The organism is Streptomyces sp. NPDC098781 (assembly GCF_044759995.1).
Lineage (GTDB): Bacteria > Actinomycetota > Actinomycetes > Streptomycetales > Streptomycetaceae > Streptomyces.
In genome coordinates this window covers 90,342-105,580 of sequence record NZ_JBIWAK010000008.1, presented here as the reverse complement: position 1 = coordinate 105,580, position 15,239 = coordinate 90,342, and the positions used below count along the sequence as shown (strand labels likewise).

Sequence of the window (15,239 nt, the reverse complement as noted above, 5' to 3'; positions counted from 1 at the left end):
TCGTGAGCCGCACCAGGAGACGTCGGACTTTGCACTAGCAAATGAAAGTGTCCTCTGCATCGGGCTTCACGTGCCACTGCGTGGTGGAGGCCCACGTTGGCATGCCCTGCCATCCCTCGCGAGTACAAGGCCAAAGCCCTACTTCTCCTACCTGGGTCCGACGAGGTCACCGTGGCTGCCACCCGATGCCAAGTCGGCTCCAACCGCGGGAGCGCAGCATCTGGCGTTGCCAGTGCTACGCCGTGCGTTACCGGAGAGGTTCACGTGTCCGCAAAGACGAAGACCGACAGCACATCCAAGGAGAAGCTGGTGCTCCCGCTGGTCGAGGATCATCTGACCGTCCTCGCCCGGGTCCCGGCGGTCGTCCGCCCCGCCTGGAGGCTGGTCCGGCGGCGCCGGTACGTGCGAGGCCGCCGTCTCGTGCGTGACGATCTGTCCACCGTGCAGGCGGGCACCAGGACCGTCTTCGCAGAACCCCTCAGGCTTCGGATCGGGGCGGGTGTGGCGCCGTTCCGCGCCTACGGCTCCCCGCACAGCTGAGGCAGCCCGGTCAGGGAAGCGCGGGCGGCGTCGGCCCAGTGCCGGGAGTTCCACTGGTTGGCCACGCGCTCGGCCCGTATGAAGTGTTCCCGGGCCTCCTGCCAGTGGCCGAGGAGCACCGCGAGTTCCCCGAGGGACTGTGCCACGGGCCGCAGAGCGATGGAGAGGCTGGCGGCCCCGGCCACTTCGTCCCGGAAGGGCAGCAGCGTCGGATACAGCTCGGCGGCCTCGGCACGGTCGTCGAGGGCGACGACGGCGACGGCCCTCAGCGTCGCCTGGAGGGAGAAGGAGAAATCGCGCCGGAGGGGGATGCGCTCGGCGTGGACCTCTCGGGCGCCTTCCGCGTCGCCGACGGCTAGCAGGGCGAGGACCGCGAGAGCCTCGCCTGCGGGACGGATCTGCTGGTACACGGCCAGTACCGCGGGAGCGATGTCGGCGAGCCGGCCCTGCTGTTGCCGCATGCAGCCGAGGGCCAGGGCTACCAGACCCTCCAGATTCACCATTCCTTGCTCGCGCAACACGTCCACGGCCTTCAGCAGGGCCTGCTCTGCCTCCTGGAAGCGACCCTCGGCCATGGCGAGCATCGGGTGTCGCAGCAGGCCGAGGGCGTTCGTGCCGGCCAGCTCATGGCTTCGCGCCAGTTCATCGGCCAGGTCGAGATGGCGGTTGAGGGCGGGCAGGTCGTTGCGGACCGCGGCCACGCGGGCGGCCGTGTACTCCGCGATCCACGCGTACTCCGGCATGTCGTCGGCCTCGGCGAGCACGGCGAGTTCCCGGTTCAGCGTCAGCACCGCGTCCGGGCCTTGCAGAAAGTCGACGATCTTCAGGAGCGAGGTGATCGACAGGGCGACCAGACGCGGTTCACCCAGGCTGCGGGCGAGCGCCACGGCCGCGCGCGCCGGCTCCTCGGCACGGACGTCCGCGAGGTCGTGGGCGCAGGCGAGCCTGTCCAGCAACAGGCACCGCTGGCGCGGTTCCAGGTCGGCGCGGTCCAGCAGCCTGGTCAGGTCCGCGACGGCAACCGCGTCGGTGATTCCGTAGCCGCGTGAGTACCACGGGGTGGGCTCGGTCCATGAGCTGTACGCAGCGACCATCAGGTCGTCGCGCCCGTGGCTGCGCGCCAGCTCCACCGCCCGGCTGAGGGCCTGCTGCGCACCGAGCATCGCGCCGAGCCGGACCCGGATGTGGACGAGACGGCCGAGCAGCGTCACCTCCAGGGCCGGGGCGTCCGTCGTGGCGAAGGCCGCGGGGTGTCGCTCCAGGCACTCCAGAGCCCTGTTCAGCAGGGCTTCGCCCACGTGCGGCGCGTAGCGCTGGACCGCCTGTTCCGAGGCTCTGCGGGCGTATTCCACCGCGAGCGGCGCGTCGGCGGCCAGAACGTCGCAGGACCGGAGGAAGTGATGAGCGACCGCTGCCACATCGCGGGACCCGAGCTTCAACAGGCAGTGGCCCAGCCTGGAATGAAGGCGAGCTCGACGCACTTCGGTCAGGTCGGCTTCCAAGGCGTCGCGGACCAGCGCGTGGGAGAACCTGACCTGGCCGGGTCCGGGTTCGACGACCAGTCCGGCGGCGACGCCGGTGTCCAGAGCATCGAGAACCCGCTCCTCGTCCACGTCGGCCGCGGCGACCAGCAGATCCACCGTCGTCTGTCGTCCGGCCACCGCCATGAGCCGCAGCACCGCGAGATCGGCCGGCTCGTAGCGCGCGAAACGGCGCCGCAAGGTGTCGAGAATGCCTTGCGGAACCCGGGCGAGAGCCTCCCGTTCCCCCTCCTCGGCCAGCAGCAGGGCGCTCTCGCGCAGGTAGAACGGATTGCCGCCGGTGCGCTCGGCGAGGGCGACGGCTGCCTGGTCGCTCACCGCGACAGGGCAGACCTGCTGCACCAGCTGTCGCGCCTGGGGTGCGGTCAGCCCGTTCAGTGCGAGACGGATCGGGGAGCAACGCGCCAGGCGGCCGAGCGCCTTGGTCATGTCGCCTTCGTCGGGACGGTAGGCGGCGACCAGAAGCAGGGGGGCCGTGCGCAGTTGCTCGGCGCACAGCAGGAACAGTTCGAGGCTTTCCTCGTCCGCTCGGTGCAGGTCGTCCAGGAGGAGGGCCAGGGGGCGCTGGGCGGCGATGTCCCGGAGCCAGGACAGCAGAGCCCGGTGCAGGCGGAACCGTTGGGCCGGGTTGCCGTCCGTGGCCGCCCACGCGTCGGGGGCGTCCGTGGCCTCGACCGGCGGCACCGCGGCGAGGTCACCGGAGGGCGGGGCTGCGGCGGCGAGCGTGCCGAAGACGTCGAACCAGGCCCAGCCGGGAGGTACCCCGTCGGTTTCCGGGCATTGTCCGCGGGCGACCAGCCACCCCTGTTCGGGGAGGTGGCTCTCCAGGTGGTCGAGCAGGCTGGACTTGCCGATGCCCGCTTCGCCGGAGAGCAGGACGACCTGCCCCCGACCCTGACGTACCCGGGCTGCCGCGGACGCCAGCTCGGTCAGCTCGGTGTCCCGGCCCAGGAGTTCGGCGGCGGCCACGGGCGCAACTTGAGTTGGTTTTGGTGAGGTCGGCTGCGAAGACGCCCTCTCCTGCGGCGGGGGGTCGGTGACGGCCACACGCGTGGAGCGATGCAGGACGTCCCATCGCTGCTGGAGTACGGCCTCTTCCAGTTCGACGAGTTGGGGGCCCGGGTCGACACCCAGCTCGTTCCGCAGACCGTCCCTGGCCCGCCGCAGCGCCGCCAAGGCGTCACCCTGACGGCCGTTCGCCCACAGAGCGAGAGCCAACAGGCGCCAGCCCTCCTCGCGCAGCGGCTGCTCGCGGGTGAGCGTGTCGGCTTCCGCGACTGCCTCGTGCAGGGCGCCGCTGTTCAGGTGGGCAGTAGCGAGAGCTTCGCGCCCGGCATGCCGGAGCTCCTCCAAGCGCGTGCTCTCGTCCGCCGCCCACGGTTCATCGGCGAACTCGGCGTAGGCCGTTCCGGACCAGAGGTTCATCGCCGCCTTCAACCGGTGAGCCCCCTCGGCGTCATGCCCCGGTGCAAGCGCGAGGCAGGCCGCCAGCTCGCCTTCGAAGTGCCGGGCGTCCACGAAGTGCTGGTCCGGTGACAGCCGCAGCGCATAGCCGTACGGCGCACTGGCCAGCAAGCGTGCGGGCGCCCGTGGCGGGCGGTCGGGTTCCAGGACTCGGCGCAGCTTCGCGACATAGCCCTGGAGGGAAGCGTGAGCGCTCGGCGGCGGGGTCTCCTGCCACAGTTGTTGCACGAGCCGGTCCACCGGCACATACGCCCCGCGTGCGATCAGCAGTTGGGCGAGGATCGCACGCGTCAGACGGCTGCCGAAGCTCGCCGCCTGCCCCTCGACCTCGACCCGCAGGGGGCCGAGCACGCATATCTTGACCATGGTGTGGCGACCCTAGGACAGGTGAGGCAGTTGACCGAACCGGCCCGCCCATGTCCCGCACGTGGACTTCCTCCCGGACACCGTCTCGCGCACATCGCCGGGCCGGTGCGTGTCAGCGGCCCTTGACCTCGGCCACCAGGTTCCTGAACTCCGCCCACTGGACCGGTGGCCGGGAGATGCCGCGCCGCTCCAGATAGCGGGCCGTGGCCCGGTTCGTACGGCGCAGCACCCGCCACGCGTCGCTCGGGCGTCCGGTGCCCATGGGTTCCACGACCCGCTCGGGAAGCAGCAGCCAGGTGGTGCCGGACCTTCTCAACTCGCCGCGCACCAAAGCGTTGTGCATGTGGTTGAGCTTCTCGTCGTGCCGGTGCACCAGCAGGGAGGCCGGGCCGGGGACGGCGGTGCAGTCCTCGGGGACGCCGACCTCGAAGCCGCCGTCCGCGGGCAGGGGCCGGGTACGGGCGAGCACCGGCGCTCCGGAGGCGTCCCGGGCGGCGAGCACCGCACTCGGGTGGCGGGCCAGCTGTACGGCTCCCGGGAGTGTGCTCGGGCGGGGTGGCTCGGCGAGGGGCGCGGGAGGCTCTCGTACGATCACCCGCTCGGGGGTGACGGTGATCAGCAACCGCAGGTAGTACCAGGCCATCGTGCGGCGCAGCGGGAACGAGACGTACGCCTTGCTGTGCGGCTGCCGCTCGAAGAGCATCCGCCAGTAGTCCTCGGCGCCCTGCGGACCGGTGCTGATCTCGTCGGGGCACTCGGCGCGGCCCCCGACGAAGATCTCCGGGGCCTGCTCCAGGCCGCTGCCGGTGGGGTCGGAGAAGAGCAGGGCGACCCGGCCGTCCCGGCGGATGTTCAGCGCCTTCTGCGCGAACGCCACGGACGTGGACAGCAGTAGCGTCCCGTCCGGGCGGCGCCACACGGCCGTCGGCCAGACCAGTGGCGTGCCGTCCTTGCCGAGTGTCACGAACTCGCAGGTCCGGTAGGCGTCCAGGACGTCGAGCGGGGCGGAGTCGAGCGGGCTCACGCGTTCGGCCCCCCGTCCAGCGGGCCGCGGATCGCCCGGCAGGCGGCGGCGTACTGGCGCCTGCCGACGACCCTCCACAGCACCCGGCCGACGAGAGGGGCCTTGCCGAGGAAGTAGGCCCGCTCCTCAGGCGTGGCCTCCTCCAGGAGGGCGCCGAGGGCGAGGAAGAGCTGGTTCTTCGGCACCTGCTCCAGACCGCGCGTGCCGACCAGGTCCCATTCCGCGACGGTGAGGTGTTCGGCGACCAGCGGAAGGACCAACCGCTCCTCGTCGTCGAGGTGTTCGAGCAGGGCAGCACGGTGCGCGTCCAGTGCCAGGGCCAGTTCCTCCCCGGCGATACGGTCCGCCGCCCGCTCCCAGACGGGCGTCCACTCCGCGACCGCCTGGAGACTCTCGTCTATGCGCCGGTGCTGCTCCTCCATCCGGGAGACCAGTTCGTCGTCCTGCACGGCACGGGCGTGCAGGAGTGGCCAGACCAGCTCGTCCTCCAGGGCGTGGTGATGGTGCAGACCGTCCACGTACGTGCGCAGATGCTCCGCGACCTGCGCCGCGCGGGCCGTCCCGCCGTCGGGCACCGCGCGCACCAACCGAGGGAGAAGCGCCGACTCGCGGCGGAAGACACGGTGGACCACGACCATTTCGTGGGTGTACGGCCGCTCGGCCGGGGGAAGTTCGTCCGTCGTAAAGCCAGGGGACACGCTCAAAAGCTCCAACGATCAGGTGCCGGCAACAGGCTCCCAGGGTCGGTCCACCACTTGGAAACCGCTTGGCGCCGACTTGGCATCCACTTGGCGCCCGTCGCACTGCTCGGCTCTGCTCGCGCGCCCGTGACTGTCGTCGGTTCACAGGACGACATCACCAAACGGGTTGATTCCCACGATGTGCTGCGTATGCGAGTCCTGGGTTCACTGGGCGCCGAGGTCTGGGGCGAACCGGTAGACCTGGGCACGCCCCGGCAGCGGGCCGTTCTGTCGTTGGTGACGGCGGCCCGTGGCGGTGTCGTGCCGGTGGACCGGATGACGGACGCGCTGTGGCGCGGGGAACCGCCGGCCAAGGCCCTTGTGTCCCCTGCATACCTACATCTCCAACCTGCGCCGCTCGCTCGAACCCGGGCGGCCGCCCCGCACCCCGGCGACCCTCCTGGTCACCGCGCCGCCCGGCTACGCCCTGCGGCTGCCCCGGGACGCCGTGGACGCCTGGCGCTTCGAGGGCGCGGTGGGCCGGGCCCGCCACGCCCCGGCGGAGGACGTCCGCGCGCTGCTCACCGAGGCCCTCGGGTGGTGGCAGGGCCCCGCCTTCGCGGAGCACGCGGACGAGTCCTGGGCGGCCTCGGAGGACACGGTTCAGCGCGGGACGCCGCCACCCCGGGTAGCAGCGCCCCGCTCAGCCTCATGATCCGTCGATCAGCTTCGAAGGCACCCGGTGACGGCCGCGGGCAGGCGGCCGTCCTGACCGACGCCGGTCTGGAGCGCATCCAGGGCGCGTGGCCGGCGCACCTGGAAAGCGTGCGCCGGGTCGTCCTGGCGAACCTCGGGGACCTTCCTCTCGCCGAGTTCGCCCGGGCGCTCGACGCCATCGCGGCCGAGGAGACCAGCCACGGGCCAGCCCGCCGACGCGCCGCCGGCTGAACAGCGCAGTACTCGGGCAGCACCAGGACGTCAGGTGGCGAGCAGGCCGCCATCCATGTGCAGGTCGTGCGCGTTGATACCGGTGTTGCGGAGCAGGAAGTCGGTGGCGTCGGCGATCTCGGCCATGGTCACCAGCCGCCCGATCGGTGTCCGGTCGGAGTGCGGTGGGTCGGGGACGTCGCGCCACTTGGGGCTGTCGCCGATCAGGCCCGGGTGCACGGCGTTGACACGGTGCGGGGCGATTTCCACGGCCAGCGTCCTGACCAGGCCGGTGATCCCGGCGTTGAAGGTGCTGACGATCGTCGAGCCGGGGTACGGGCGCTCCTTGGCCAGCCCGCCGAAGAGCACGACTGACGCGCCCGGGGTGAACCTCTCGCGCAACACGCGGACGGTCTCCGCGTAGCCGACGAGTTTCATGGTCACGGCGGAGACCGCGTCCGTGATGCTGAACTGCGCCAATGTGTTGGCCGCTTGGCCGACAGCGGTGATCACGAGGTGGTCGACCTCCGTCACCTCCGCGAGCGAGGCGCTGATCGTCTCGGGCCGGGCGAGGTCGAGGGCCAGCCCGCGCGTGCCGCCGCCGATCCGGGCGGCAACGGTCTCGGCGCGTGCCTTGTCCCTGCTGGTGATGATGACGTCGTCACCGCGGCTCGCGAAGTGCTCGGCGATGACGCTGCCCAGTCCGCCGCTGCCTCCGACGATGAGTGTGCTGGTCATGCTGTGGCTGTCCTTTGCTCGCCGGTGGCCCGGAGGCTGCCGAGAGTGGCCCGCGCCTGCTCGCGCATGGCCGGGACGAGGGGCAGGGCGGCCTCCGGGAAGTTGGCTGTGACCACCGCGAGTTCGTCGGGGGTGCCGACCTGCTCGAAGAAGCCGATGTTGAGGTGGGCGCCCAGGGGCGGGGCCGAGGCGATGACCTCGCCGGAGAACCGGGCCCACGCCTCGTCGGACATGTGCGCCGTCAGTGCCGGGAAGAGGACCGGCTCCTCATGGTCGAGGTGCCTGTGCACCAGGTCGCGTACGGCCACCGCCGCGGCGGTCAGCGTCGCCCGGTCGTCGACGTCCTGCACGGGGGCGGCGGCCAGCGCGTCGAGCGCCGCGTCCAGGGCGTCGTGCTCCGCCGCGAGCTCGGCCAGCCCGGTGGCGGCCGAGGGGTCCGCGGCGGTCAACTGCGGCCAGAGCACGTCGTCTTCGCTCTCGTGGTGGTGCCGCAGCGCGGCGACGAGGAAGTCGCGCAGCTCCTCCAGGGCGGCGGAGGGGGCGGTACCGCTCTGCGCGGCTTCTGCCAGCAGGGACGTCGCGGCCCTGTGCATCTTGTGCAGCAGGCGGGTCTCGACGACCGCCGCCGCCTCGGATGTCTGCATGCTCACTCGGCTCCACCCCTCATCGTTAATATCCAATTGGATACTAACGTAGCAGTGCCGGCGGACGAGGTGCTTCGCCGTCGTAGAGTGATCACATGGAGGAGGTGCCGTGAGCGACGCAGAGTCGGCCGACGAGCAGCCGCGCAGGCGTCGGAGGGATCCCGAGGGACACCGGGCGGCCATCATCGAGGCGGCCCGCCACACCTTCGCCGAGCGCGGATACGCCCGTACGACCCTCCGTGAGATCGCCCGCCGGGCCGGCGTCACCCATGGCCTGATCACGCGTCATTTCTCGTCCAAGGAACGGCTGTTCCTCGCAGCGGTGCCGGGCCATCGCGACCTGGAGGGCGTCGCGGCCGGTGACCCGGCGACGCTGCCCGAGCGGATCGCCGACGGCTTCGTACGGCGGCTGGAGAGCGACGCCGTCAACGACCCGCTCATCGCTCTGCTGCGCAGCGCATCCGACCAACGAGCCGCATCCGACCTCCTGTTCGCGATGCAGGAGCGCAGCATCGCCGTCTACCGGTCGGTCCTGTCATCCGGTGAGACCACGGCGCCCGACGACTTGGACACGCGCGTGGCCCTCGTGGGGGCGCAGATGATCGGGGTGGCGTTCGGCCGGTACATCGCCCGCACCGAACCCCTCGCTTCGATGCCGCCCGACCAGCTCACCGAACACCTCGCGCGGATCATGCGGCAGATCCTCTTCAGCTGATCGCGGCGCCACCGGCGCTACGTCGGCGAGCTTGAGTCAAGCCGTCTTCCGCCTCAGACGGATACCCGGTTCGGGATCGCGGTGTGCTCGGCGCTGCGGGCCGGTGGCGTCGAAGCGGTGGCCGTCCTGCGCAGCCGCGCCCCGGAGTGCCGGGTGGTGATGCTGACGACGTTCGACGACGAGGAGTACGTCGTGCAGGCGTTGGGGGCCGGCGCCCACGGTTACCTGCTCAAGGACCTGCCGGCCGAGGAACTCGCCCACGCGGTCCGCCTGGCGCACGCGGGCGTCACCCAGCTCGACTCGTCGGTCGCCCATCACCTCACCACGTCCCTGTCCTCCCCCGGCCCGGCCCAGGCCCCCGCGGTCCCCCTGAGCCCACGCGAGACGGACATCCTGCGGCTGGTGGCCCAGGGTCACACCAACCGGGAGATCGCCGCGCGGCTGTACCTCAGCGAGGGCACGGTCAAGAACCACGTCTCCCACATCCTGACCCGCCTCGCCCTGCGCGACCGTACCCAGGCGGCGCTGCGCGCCCGCGACCTCGGTCTGCTGTGAAGCCCCGCCGCACCGCGCGGCCCGGGGCGTCGTCAGTGGCCGACATCGTGGTCGCCCGCTTCGATGAGGCCGCTTTCGTAGGCGAAGATCACGATCTGGATCCGGTCACGCAGGCCGAGTTTGGTGAGGATGCTCGACACATGTGACTTGACGGTGGCGGCTCCGATGACGAACTGCTCGGCGATCTCCGCGTTGCTCGCGCCCCGGGCGACGGCGGTCATGATCTCGCGTTCGCGGCCGGTGAGGCGTTCCAGGCGGGCCGCCGCGACGGTGTTGACGCGGCGCTGCGCGAACCGGTCGATGAAGCGCCGCGTGATGGACGGGGCGAGCAGCGTGCCGCCCTCGGCCACGGTGCGTACGGAGGTGGCCAGTTGTTCGGGTGGGATGTCCTTGAGTACGAAGGCGCTGGCGCCGGAGCGCAGGGCCTTGTACACGTACTCGTCCGGGTCGAAGGTCGTCAGGATCAGCACCCGAGGCCCCCAGTCGGCCTCCTTCAGGATCCGGGAGGTCGCTTCGAGGCCGTCCATTTCGGGCATGCGGATGTCCATGAGGATCACGTCCGGGCGATGCCGGTGTGCCGCCTCGACCGCCTCGATGCCGTTGCCCGCCTCGGCGACGACCTCGATGTCGTGGTGGACCCGGAGGATCATGGTGAAGCCCCGGCGTACCAGCGCCTGATCGTCGGCGACGACGACGCGGATGCTCACGTGGGTTCTCCCTTGGTGGGCAGATGGGCGGTGAGCCGGAATCCTCCGCCGGGGCGTGGAGTCGCGTCGAGGGTTCCGCCGAGCAGCAGGGCTCTTTCCCGCATGCCGACGATGCCGTGGCCGGGCAGGCCGTGGTGACCGGTCGACACCGAGCCGACGGCGGAGCCGTGGCCGTCGTCCAGGACCACGATGGTGATGCCGTTGCTTTCCGCGCGCAGGCGCACTTCGGTGCGGGTGCCCGGTCCGCTGTGCTTGAGCACGTTGGTCAGGGCCTCCTGGACGATGCGGTACGCGGAGAGGTCCACGCGGGCCGGGACGGCATCCCGGAGGCCGCCCGAGACCGTGACGTCCAGCCCCGCCTCTCGGACGTCGGCCACGAGGCGGGGCAGATCGGCCAGGCCCGGCTGGGGACCCAGGCCGTCGCGCCCGGCGTCCGGCCGCAACACCCCCAGCAGGTGCCGCAGTTCGTCCAGCGCCTGGCGCCCTGCCTCCTCCACCGCGGCCATCGCCTCGAGGGCACCCTGCGGGTCCTCGGCCGCCACCATGCGGGCCGCGCCGGCCTGCACCGTCATCATGCTCACCCGGTGGGCGACCACGTCGTGGAGCTCGCGGGCGATGTGCGTGCGCTCCTCGGTCACGATCCGCCGGGCCTCGGCGGCCTGCTCCTGGCGGAGCCGGGCGGCACGACCGGCCCGAAGCCGCAGGCGCCGGCCGAGGTACCAGGCCCCGGACATGACGAACGCGCCGAAGCCGATGTCCCCCCAGGGGACTTCAAGGAGGATGCCGTCGATCGTGAGCGCGACGATGGCGGCGACGACGCCGACGGGGCCCCACCGGTTGTCCTCGGCGTGCCTCCCGACGCTGTACAGCGCGACGATCACCATCCCGCCCAGGGTGGAGTGGCTGCTGCCCAGCGTCGCGGCCCACGCGGCGAGCACCACGCACAGCACCGGTACCGGCCTGCTCCGACGCCGGTACAACGCCGCCCCGGACACCAGGAAGAGCAGGAGCGCGGGATGGAGGATCTCCGAGAGCGGGCGGACGACCAGCGTGTCCCCCGGCCCCTCTTCCAGGAGCATCGTCGGCAGGAACAACGCCGTCGCCAGGACGGCGTCCGCGCTGCGAGGCCAACGCGTGAACGGGCCGCGGAACCTGCCCGGCACGCCGCGGCCCGGCGTCTCGGTGTGCGGCGCCGTGCTGTTCATCGTCGCTCCATGAAGGGACGTCCAGTGCCCTGGCGCAGGCGATGGGGAGCGCACCGGGCAAGCCATCGTATTTCCAGCTCCGAGGCACCGTCACCCGTCTGGGGACGGATGCCGCCGTCCGTCCCCGGGTGGAGACGACCACCCCAGGGCGGGAAGGCCGGACCCCCCTGGTGGCGGGAGACGGGTCCGAGGCCGGCGCCCACGATGGGAACCGCTCATCCTCCTGCCTCCGCGCGCCGAACGTGCCGCCGGTCGGCAACCGTCCCACGACCCGTGCCGCCGCGGCCCGCGGCCGTCCCACAGGAGCCCCAGCCATGAACCGACTCACGCGCCGCATCGGCGACGCGAGCGCCCGCCGACCGTGGGTGACCATCGCCGCCTGGGTTGCCGCCCTGGCCCTCATACTGCCCCTGGCCGCGGTGGCCGGCGGCTCGTTCGTCGACGACCTCGTCGCTCCCGGAAGCCAGAGCGAGGAGGCGATGGAACTGCTCGAGGAGCGCTTCCCGGAGGCGTCCGGCGGCAGCGCCATGGCGGTCTTCGCCGCGCCGGAAGGGAAGCGGATCGACAGCCACCGGCCGGCGATCGAGGCGGCGGTCGCCAGGATCGCCGACGTGGAGCACGTCGCCACGGTCACCGATCCCTTCACCGCCGGGACCGTCTCGCCGGACGGACGGATCGGCTTCGCCCAAGTCGCCTTCGACATACCGGCGATGGAGGTGGATCCCGAGCAGATCGACGCCCTGGGCGGCGCGATCGCACCCGTGCGCGGCGACGGTGTCGTCGCCGAACTCGGCGGCGATGCCGTCTTCATCAATGCCGAGACGCCGACGTCCGGCGCGGAGGCGGCCGGCCTGCTGACCGCACTGGTCATCCTGATCGTGGCATTCGGCACGATCGTGGCCGCGTTGGTCCCGATCGCGCTCGCCCTGGTCGCCGTCGCCACCGGCCTGGGCAGCGTCGTACTGCTGGCGCATGCGATGGACGTGTCCACCGCCGCCCCCACGATCGGCGCGATGATCGGCCTGGGGGTCGGCATCGACTACGCCCTGTTCATCGTGGCCCGCTGCCGCGAGAACCGCGCCGCCGGCCAGGACAACTCCACCGCCCTGTCGAACGCCATGGCTTCGTCGGGCGCGGCCGTCCTGTTCGCGGGCGGCACCGTCGTCGTGGCGATGAGCGCGCTCGCGCTGACCGGCCTGGGCTTTCTGACCTCGGTCGGCCTGAGTACGTCTCTGGTCGTTCTGTTCGCCGCGGCGACGGCCCTGACGCTGCTGCCCGCGCTGCTGTCCCTGCTGGGCGACCGCATCCACAAGCAGCGGCGCCGACGCCTCTTCACACGTCGTACGAAAGGGCACGAGGGCCCCGAGACGACGGCCTGGTGGAGGTTCGCCCACCATGTCTCCGGCCGGCCGTGGCCGTACCTGATCGCCGCGTCCGCGGCGCTGCTGGCGCTGACGGTTCCGGCGCTGCGCATGGAGACGGGTTTCCCCGACGCGGGCAACGACGCGGCCAACACCACCCACCGCCGTGCCTACGACCTGTTGGCGGAGGGCTTCGGACCCGGCTTCAACGCCCCGCTGCTGATCGTAGGGGACCTGCGCAGCCCCGGAGTGGACGCCGCGGGTGTCCCCGAGTTGTCCCGGCTCATCGCCGACGACCCCGGCATCGCGTCGGTCGGCGAGCCCCAGTTCTCGGCGGCACGGGACACCGTCGTACTGCCGACGATCCCCACCACCGCCCCCGCGGACGCCGCGACCTCCGACACCCTCGAACGCGTCCGCGACCTCGTCCCCGACAATGTCGCCGTGTCGGGCCTGACCGCGATGACCGACGACCTCACCCGGCAACTCTCCGACACCCTGCCGGTGTTCGTCGCCGCGATCCTCGTGGTGTCGTTCCTGCTGCTGATGCTGGTGTTCCGCTCCGTCGCGGTACCGCTGAAGGCCGCCGTGATGAATCTGCTGTCCATCGGCGCGGCATACGGCGTCGTGGTGGCCGTCTTCCAATGGGGCTGGCTGAGCGGGCTGTTCAACCTCGACGAGACCCTGCCGATCGCCTCGCCCATGCCGACGATCTTCTTCGCGGTCCTCTTCGGTCTGTCCATGGACTACGAGGTGTTCCTGCTCTCACGCGTCCGCGAGGAGTACGACGCCACGGGCGACCCCATCGAGTCGGTGGCCCGCGGCATGTCGGTCACCGGCCGCGTGATCACCTCCGCGGCGCTGATCATGGCGGTGGTCTTCCTCAGCTTCGTCGCCAGCCCCTCGCCCCTGGTCAAGATGATGGGCCTGGGCCTGGCGACGGCCGTCGTGCTCGACGCCACCGTCGTCCGGATGGTGCTCGTCCCCGCGGCCATGGCGCTGCTGGGGCGTGCCGCCTGGTGGGTGCCCCGCCCGCTGGACCGACGTCTGCCCCGCATAGGCGCGGAGGCCGCCACCGTCCCGCCTCCGCCCGCGCCCGCGCTCGCCCCCGCTTCCCGGAGCAACTGACGTGACGGCCGACCACCGGGGCGAGGTGGTCGGCCTCACCCTCCTCCTGACGTTCCGTCAAACACCCCTCGATGCTTGATCCTGCTCGGAACTGCGACCTATCGAGCACGTATTGACATGAGCCGTCGAAGCCCGTCAGAGTCGTGCCCCGACAGTCCACACCGTCCCGACTGTGCGCCGGCAGTGATGCAAGCCACCCCACCGAGGAGTGTTGCCGTCATGTCCGAAAACCCCGCTGTCTCACGCCGACTGCTCCTGGGCGGAGCCGTCGCCACCGGCGCGCTCGCGGCCGGGATGACCGCCGCGGCACCGGCCGCGACCGCCGCGACCGGACCGGCGCCCCACCGCCGTCCCGGACAGAAGTCGATGATCGGCGTGCCGTTCGAGGTCCACAGAACCGTCCGCGTCGCTGTCATCGGCCTGGGGAACCGCGGCTCGGGCATGGTCGAGGGCTGGGCGGCCGTACCGGGCTGCACCGTGACCGCCGTCTGCGACATCCGCGCCGACCGCGCGCGCCGCGTCGCGGACAGGCTGGTGAGCAAGGGCGAGCCCCGCCCCGCCGAATACGGCGGATCGGCAGACTCCTACGCGCGGATGCTCCGGCGCGACGACATCGACCTGGTGTACGTCGCCACCCCGTGGGAGTTCCACCACGAGCACGGCAGAGCCGCCCTGCTGAGCGGCCGGCACGCCGTGGTGGAACTGCCCGTCGCGACCGAACTGCGCCAGCTGTGGGACCTGGTCGACACCTCCGAGCGCACCCGCAGGCACCTGTTCCTCGCCGAGAACTGCTGCTACGGCCGCAACGAGCTGGCCATGCTGCGGATGGCGCACGCCGGTGTGTTCGGAAACATCACCAACGGCCATGGCGGCTACCAGCACGACTTGCGCGAACTCCTCTTCTCCGACACGTACTACACCGACTCCTGGCGGCGGCTGTGGCACACCCGCAGCACCGCCTCGCTCTACCCCATGCACGGGCTCGCTCCGATCGCGGCGGCCATGGACATCAACCGCGGCGACCGGATGACCACCCTGCGCGCCACCGCGACCGCCCCGAAGGGGCTGGCCGACTACCGCGAGCGCTTCATCCCCCGGGACCACCCGTCGTGGAAGGAGACGTACATCAACGGCGACCTGGTCACCTGTCTCATCGACACCGAGAAGGGCCGGGTCATCCGGGCCGAGCACGAGGTGAGTTCACCCCGGCCGTACAGCAGGATCAACACCCTCGCCGGCAGCCGCGGGATCGTCGAGGACTACGCCGGGCCCACCCCGACCGGCGCGCGCGTCTATCTCGAACCGGACCACGCAGGCCACTCCTGGCGCGACTTCGCCGACTACCAGAAGGAGTACGACCACTGGCTGTGGCGGAAGGTCGGTGACGACGCCGCGAACAACGGCGGTCACGGCGGCATGGACTACGTCCTTCAGTGGCGGACCGTCCAGTCGATGCGCGCCGGGCTGGTGCCCGACATCGACGTGTACGACTCGGCCGCCTGGTGCTCGGCGGTCCCGCTGAGCGCGGCGTCCCTCGCCAGGGACGGACGCCCGGTCGAGATCCCGGACTTCACCCGGGGCGCCTGGGCCGGCAAACGGCCCGGCCTGGACTCCAGCCCCACGGACATGCCACCGCTGCGCTGA

At 71.5% G+C, this 15,239-nt stretch carries 14 protein-coding genes; 7 read left to right on the top strand and 7 right to left on the bottom strand.

The window, feature by feature from the left end:
* Nucleotides 1–264 precede the first annotated feature (264 nt).
* Nucleotides 265–540: a hypothetical protein gene (locus ACIQWG_RS29770; RefSeq protein ID WP_404101263.1), complete on the top strand. Its 276-nt coding sequence runs from the start codon at nt 265–267 to the stop codon at nt 538–540.
* Here the strand turns inward: ACIQWG_RS29770 and ACIQWG_RS29765 are convergent.
* The 3 genes from ACIQWG_RS29765 to ACIQWG_RS29755 form a co-directional block, all read right to left on the bottom strand.
* The gene (locus ACIQWG_RS29765; protein ID WP_404101261.1) at nt 519–3,911 is read right to left on the bottom strand and encodes a BTAD domain-containing putative transcriptional regulator; all 3,393 of its coding nucleotides are present in this window, start codon (nt 3,909–3,911) and stop codon (nt 519–521) included. The two genes, ACIQWG_RS29770 and ACIQWG_RS29765, sit on opposite strands and share 22 nt — an antisense overlap.
* A 112-nt stretch (nt 3,912–4,023) precedes the next feature.
* Nucleotides 4,024–4,935 carry a pyridoxamine 5'-phosphate oxidase family protein gene (locus ACIQWG_RS29760; RefSeq protein WP_404101260.1) on the bottom strand — a complete coding sequence of 304 codons (912 nt, stop codon included), beginning with the start codon at nt 4,933–4,935 and terminating at the stop codon, nt 4,024–4,026.
* On the bottom strand, nt 4,932–5,633 hold the full coding sequence (locus tag ACIQWG_RS29755; protein ID WP_404101258.1) for a hemerythrin domain-containing protein: 702 nt from the start codon (nt 5,631–5,633) through the stop codon (nt 4,932–4,934). Before ACIQWG_RS29755 ends, ACIQWG_RS29760 begins: the two co-directional genes overlap by 4 nt.
* A 361-nt stretch (nt 5,634–5,994) precedes the next feature.
* Here ACIQWG_RS29755 and ACIQWG_RS29750 point away from each other — a divergent pair, with 361 nt between their 5' ends.
* Nucleotides 5,995–6,330 (top strand): BTAD domain-containing putative transcriptional regulator, encoded by a 336-nt coding sequence (locus ACIQWG_RS29750; protein ID WP_404101257.1) that lies wholly within the window; start codon nt 5,995–5,997, stop codon nt 6,328–6,330.
* Nucleotides 6,327–6,563: a hypothetical protein gene (locus tag ACIQWG_RS29745; RefSeq protein ID WP_404101255.1), complete on the top strand. Its 237-nt coding sequence runs from the start codon at nt 6,327–6,329 to the stop codon at nt 6,561–6,563. The genes ACIQWG_RS29750 and ACIQWG_RS29745 overlap by 4 nt, the downstream gene beginning before the upstream one ends.
* Before the next feature lie 30 nt (nt 6,564–6,593).
* Here ACIQWG_RS29745 and ACIQWG_RS29740 read toward each other — a convergent pair whose 3' ends face one another.
* Together ACIQWG_RS29740 and ACIQWG_RS29735 are read right to left on the bottom strand one after the other, a co-directional pair.
* Entirely contained in the window at nt 6,594–7,280 is a 687-nt protein-coding gene (locus ACIQWG_RS29740; protein WP_404101254.1) for an SDR family oxidoreductase, read from the bottom strand.
* Complete coding sequence (locus ACIQWG_RS29735; RefSeq protein WP_404101253.1) at nt 7,277–7,924, bottom strand: hemerythrin domain-containing protein; 648 nt, start codon at nt 7,922–7,924, stop codon at nt 7,277–7,279. The genes ACIQWG_RS29740 and ACIQWG_RS29735 overlap by 4 nt, the downstream gene beginning before the upstream one ends.
* A gap of 109 nt (nt 7,925–8,033) precedes the next feature.
* Here ACIQWG_RS29735 and ACIQWG_RS29730 point away from each other — a divergent pair, with 109 nt between their 5' ends.
* Both ACIQWG_RS29730 and ACIQWG_RS29725 read left to right on the top strand, forming a co-directional pair.
* Nucleotides 8,034–8,639 (top strand): TetR family transcriptional regulator, encoded by a 606-nt coding sequence (locus ACIQWG_RS29730; RefSeq protein WP_404101251.1) that lies wholly within the window; start codon nt 8,034–8,036, stop codon nt 8,637–8,639.
* An 81-nt stretch (nt 8,640–8,720) separates the two neighbouring features.
* A complete protein-coding gene (locus ACIQWG_RS29725) occupies nt 8,721–9,194 on the top strand; it encodes a LuxR C-terminal-related transcriptional regulator (protein ID WP_404101249.1) in 474 nt (157 codons plus the stop codon).
* A gap of 32 nt (nt 9,195–9,226) precedes the next feature.
* Here the strand turns inward: ACIQWG_RS29725 and ACIQWG_RS29720 are convergent, their stop codons facing one another.
* Complete coding sequence (locus tag ACIQWG_RS29720; protein ID WP_404101247.1) at nt 9,227–9,901, bottom strand: response regulator; 675 nt, start codon at nt 9,899–9,901, stop codon at nt 9,227–9,229.
* Nucleotides 9,898–11,106 (bottom strand): sensor histidine kinase, encoded by a 1,209-nt coding sequence (locus tag ACIQWG_RS29715; RefSeq protein ID WP_404101245.1) that lies wholly within the window; start codon nt 11,104–11,106, stop codon nt 9,898–9,900. The genes ACIQWG_RS29720 and ACIQWG_RS29715 overlap by 4 nt, the downstream gene beginning before the upstream one ends.
* Before the next feature lie 314 nt (nt 11,107–11,420).
* On the opposite strand from ACIQWG_RS29715, the gene ACIQWG_RS29710 reads away from it, so the two are divergent.
* Nucleotides 11,421–13,595, top strand: a complete 2,175-nt coding sequence (locus ACIQWG_RS29710) for an MMPL family transporter (RefSeq protein ID WP_404101243.1) — start codon at nt 11,421–11,423, stop codon at nt 13,593–13,595.
* Between the two features lie 219 nt (nt 13,596–13,814).
* On the top strand, nt 13,815–15,239 hold the full coding sequence (locus tag ACIQWG_RS29705; protein WP_404101241.1) for a Gfo/Idh/MocA family protein: 1,425 nt from the start codon (nt 13,815–13,817) through the stop codon (nt 15,237–15,239).

Bases quoted from the DNA above. Each gene is read 5' to 3' on its own strand.
- ACIQWG_RS29765 (WP_404101261.1), bottom strand. From the start codon at position 3,911: ATGGTCAAGATATGCGTGCTCGGCCCCCTGCGGGTCGAGGTCGAGGGG.
- ACIQWG_RS29745 (WP_404101255.1), top strand. From the start codon at position 6,327: ATGATCCGTCGATCAGCTTCGAAGGCACCCGGTGACGGCCGCGGGCAG.
- ACIQWG_RS29740 (WP_404101254.1), bottom strand. From the start codon at position 7,280: ATGACCAGCACACTCATCGTCGGAGGCAGCGGCGGACTGGGCAGCGTC.
- ACIQWG_RS29735 (WP_404101253.1), bottom strand. From the start codon at position 7,924: ATGCAGACATCCGAGGCGGCGGCGGTCGTCGAGACCCGCCTGCTGCAC.
- ACIQWG_RS29715 (WP_404101245.1), bottom strand. From the start codon at position 11,106: ATGAACAGCACGGCGCCGCACACCGAGACGCCGGGCCGCGGCGTGCCG.
- ACIQWG_RS29710 (WP_404101243.1), top strand. From the start codon at position 11,421: ATGAACCGACTCACGCGCCGCATCGGCGACGCGAGCGCCCGCCGACCG.
- ACIQWG_RS29705 (WP_404101241.1), top strand. From the start codon at position 13,815: ATGTCCGAAAACCCCGCTGTCTCACGCCGACTGCTCCTGGGCGGAGCC.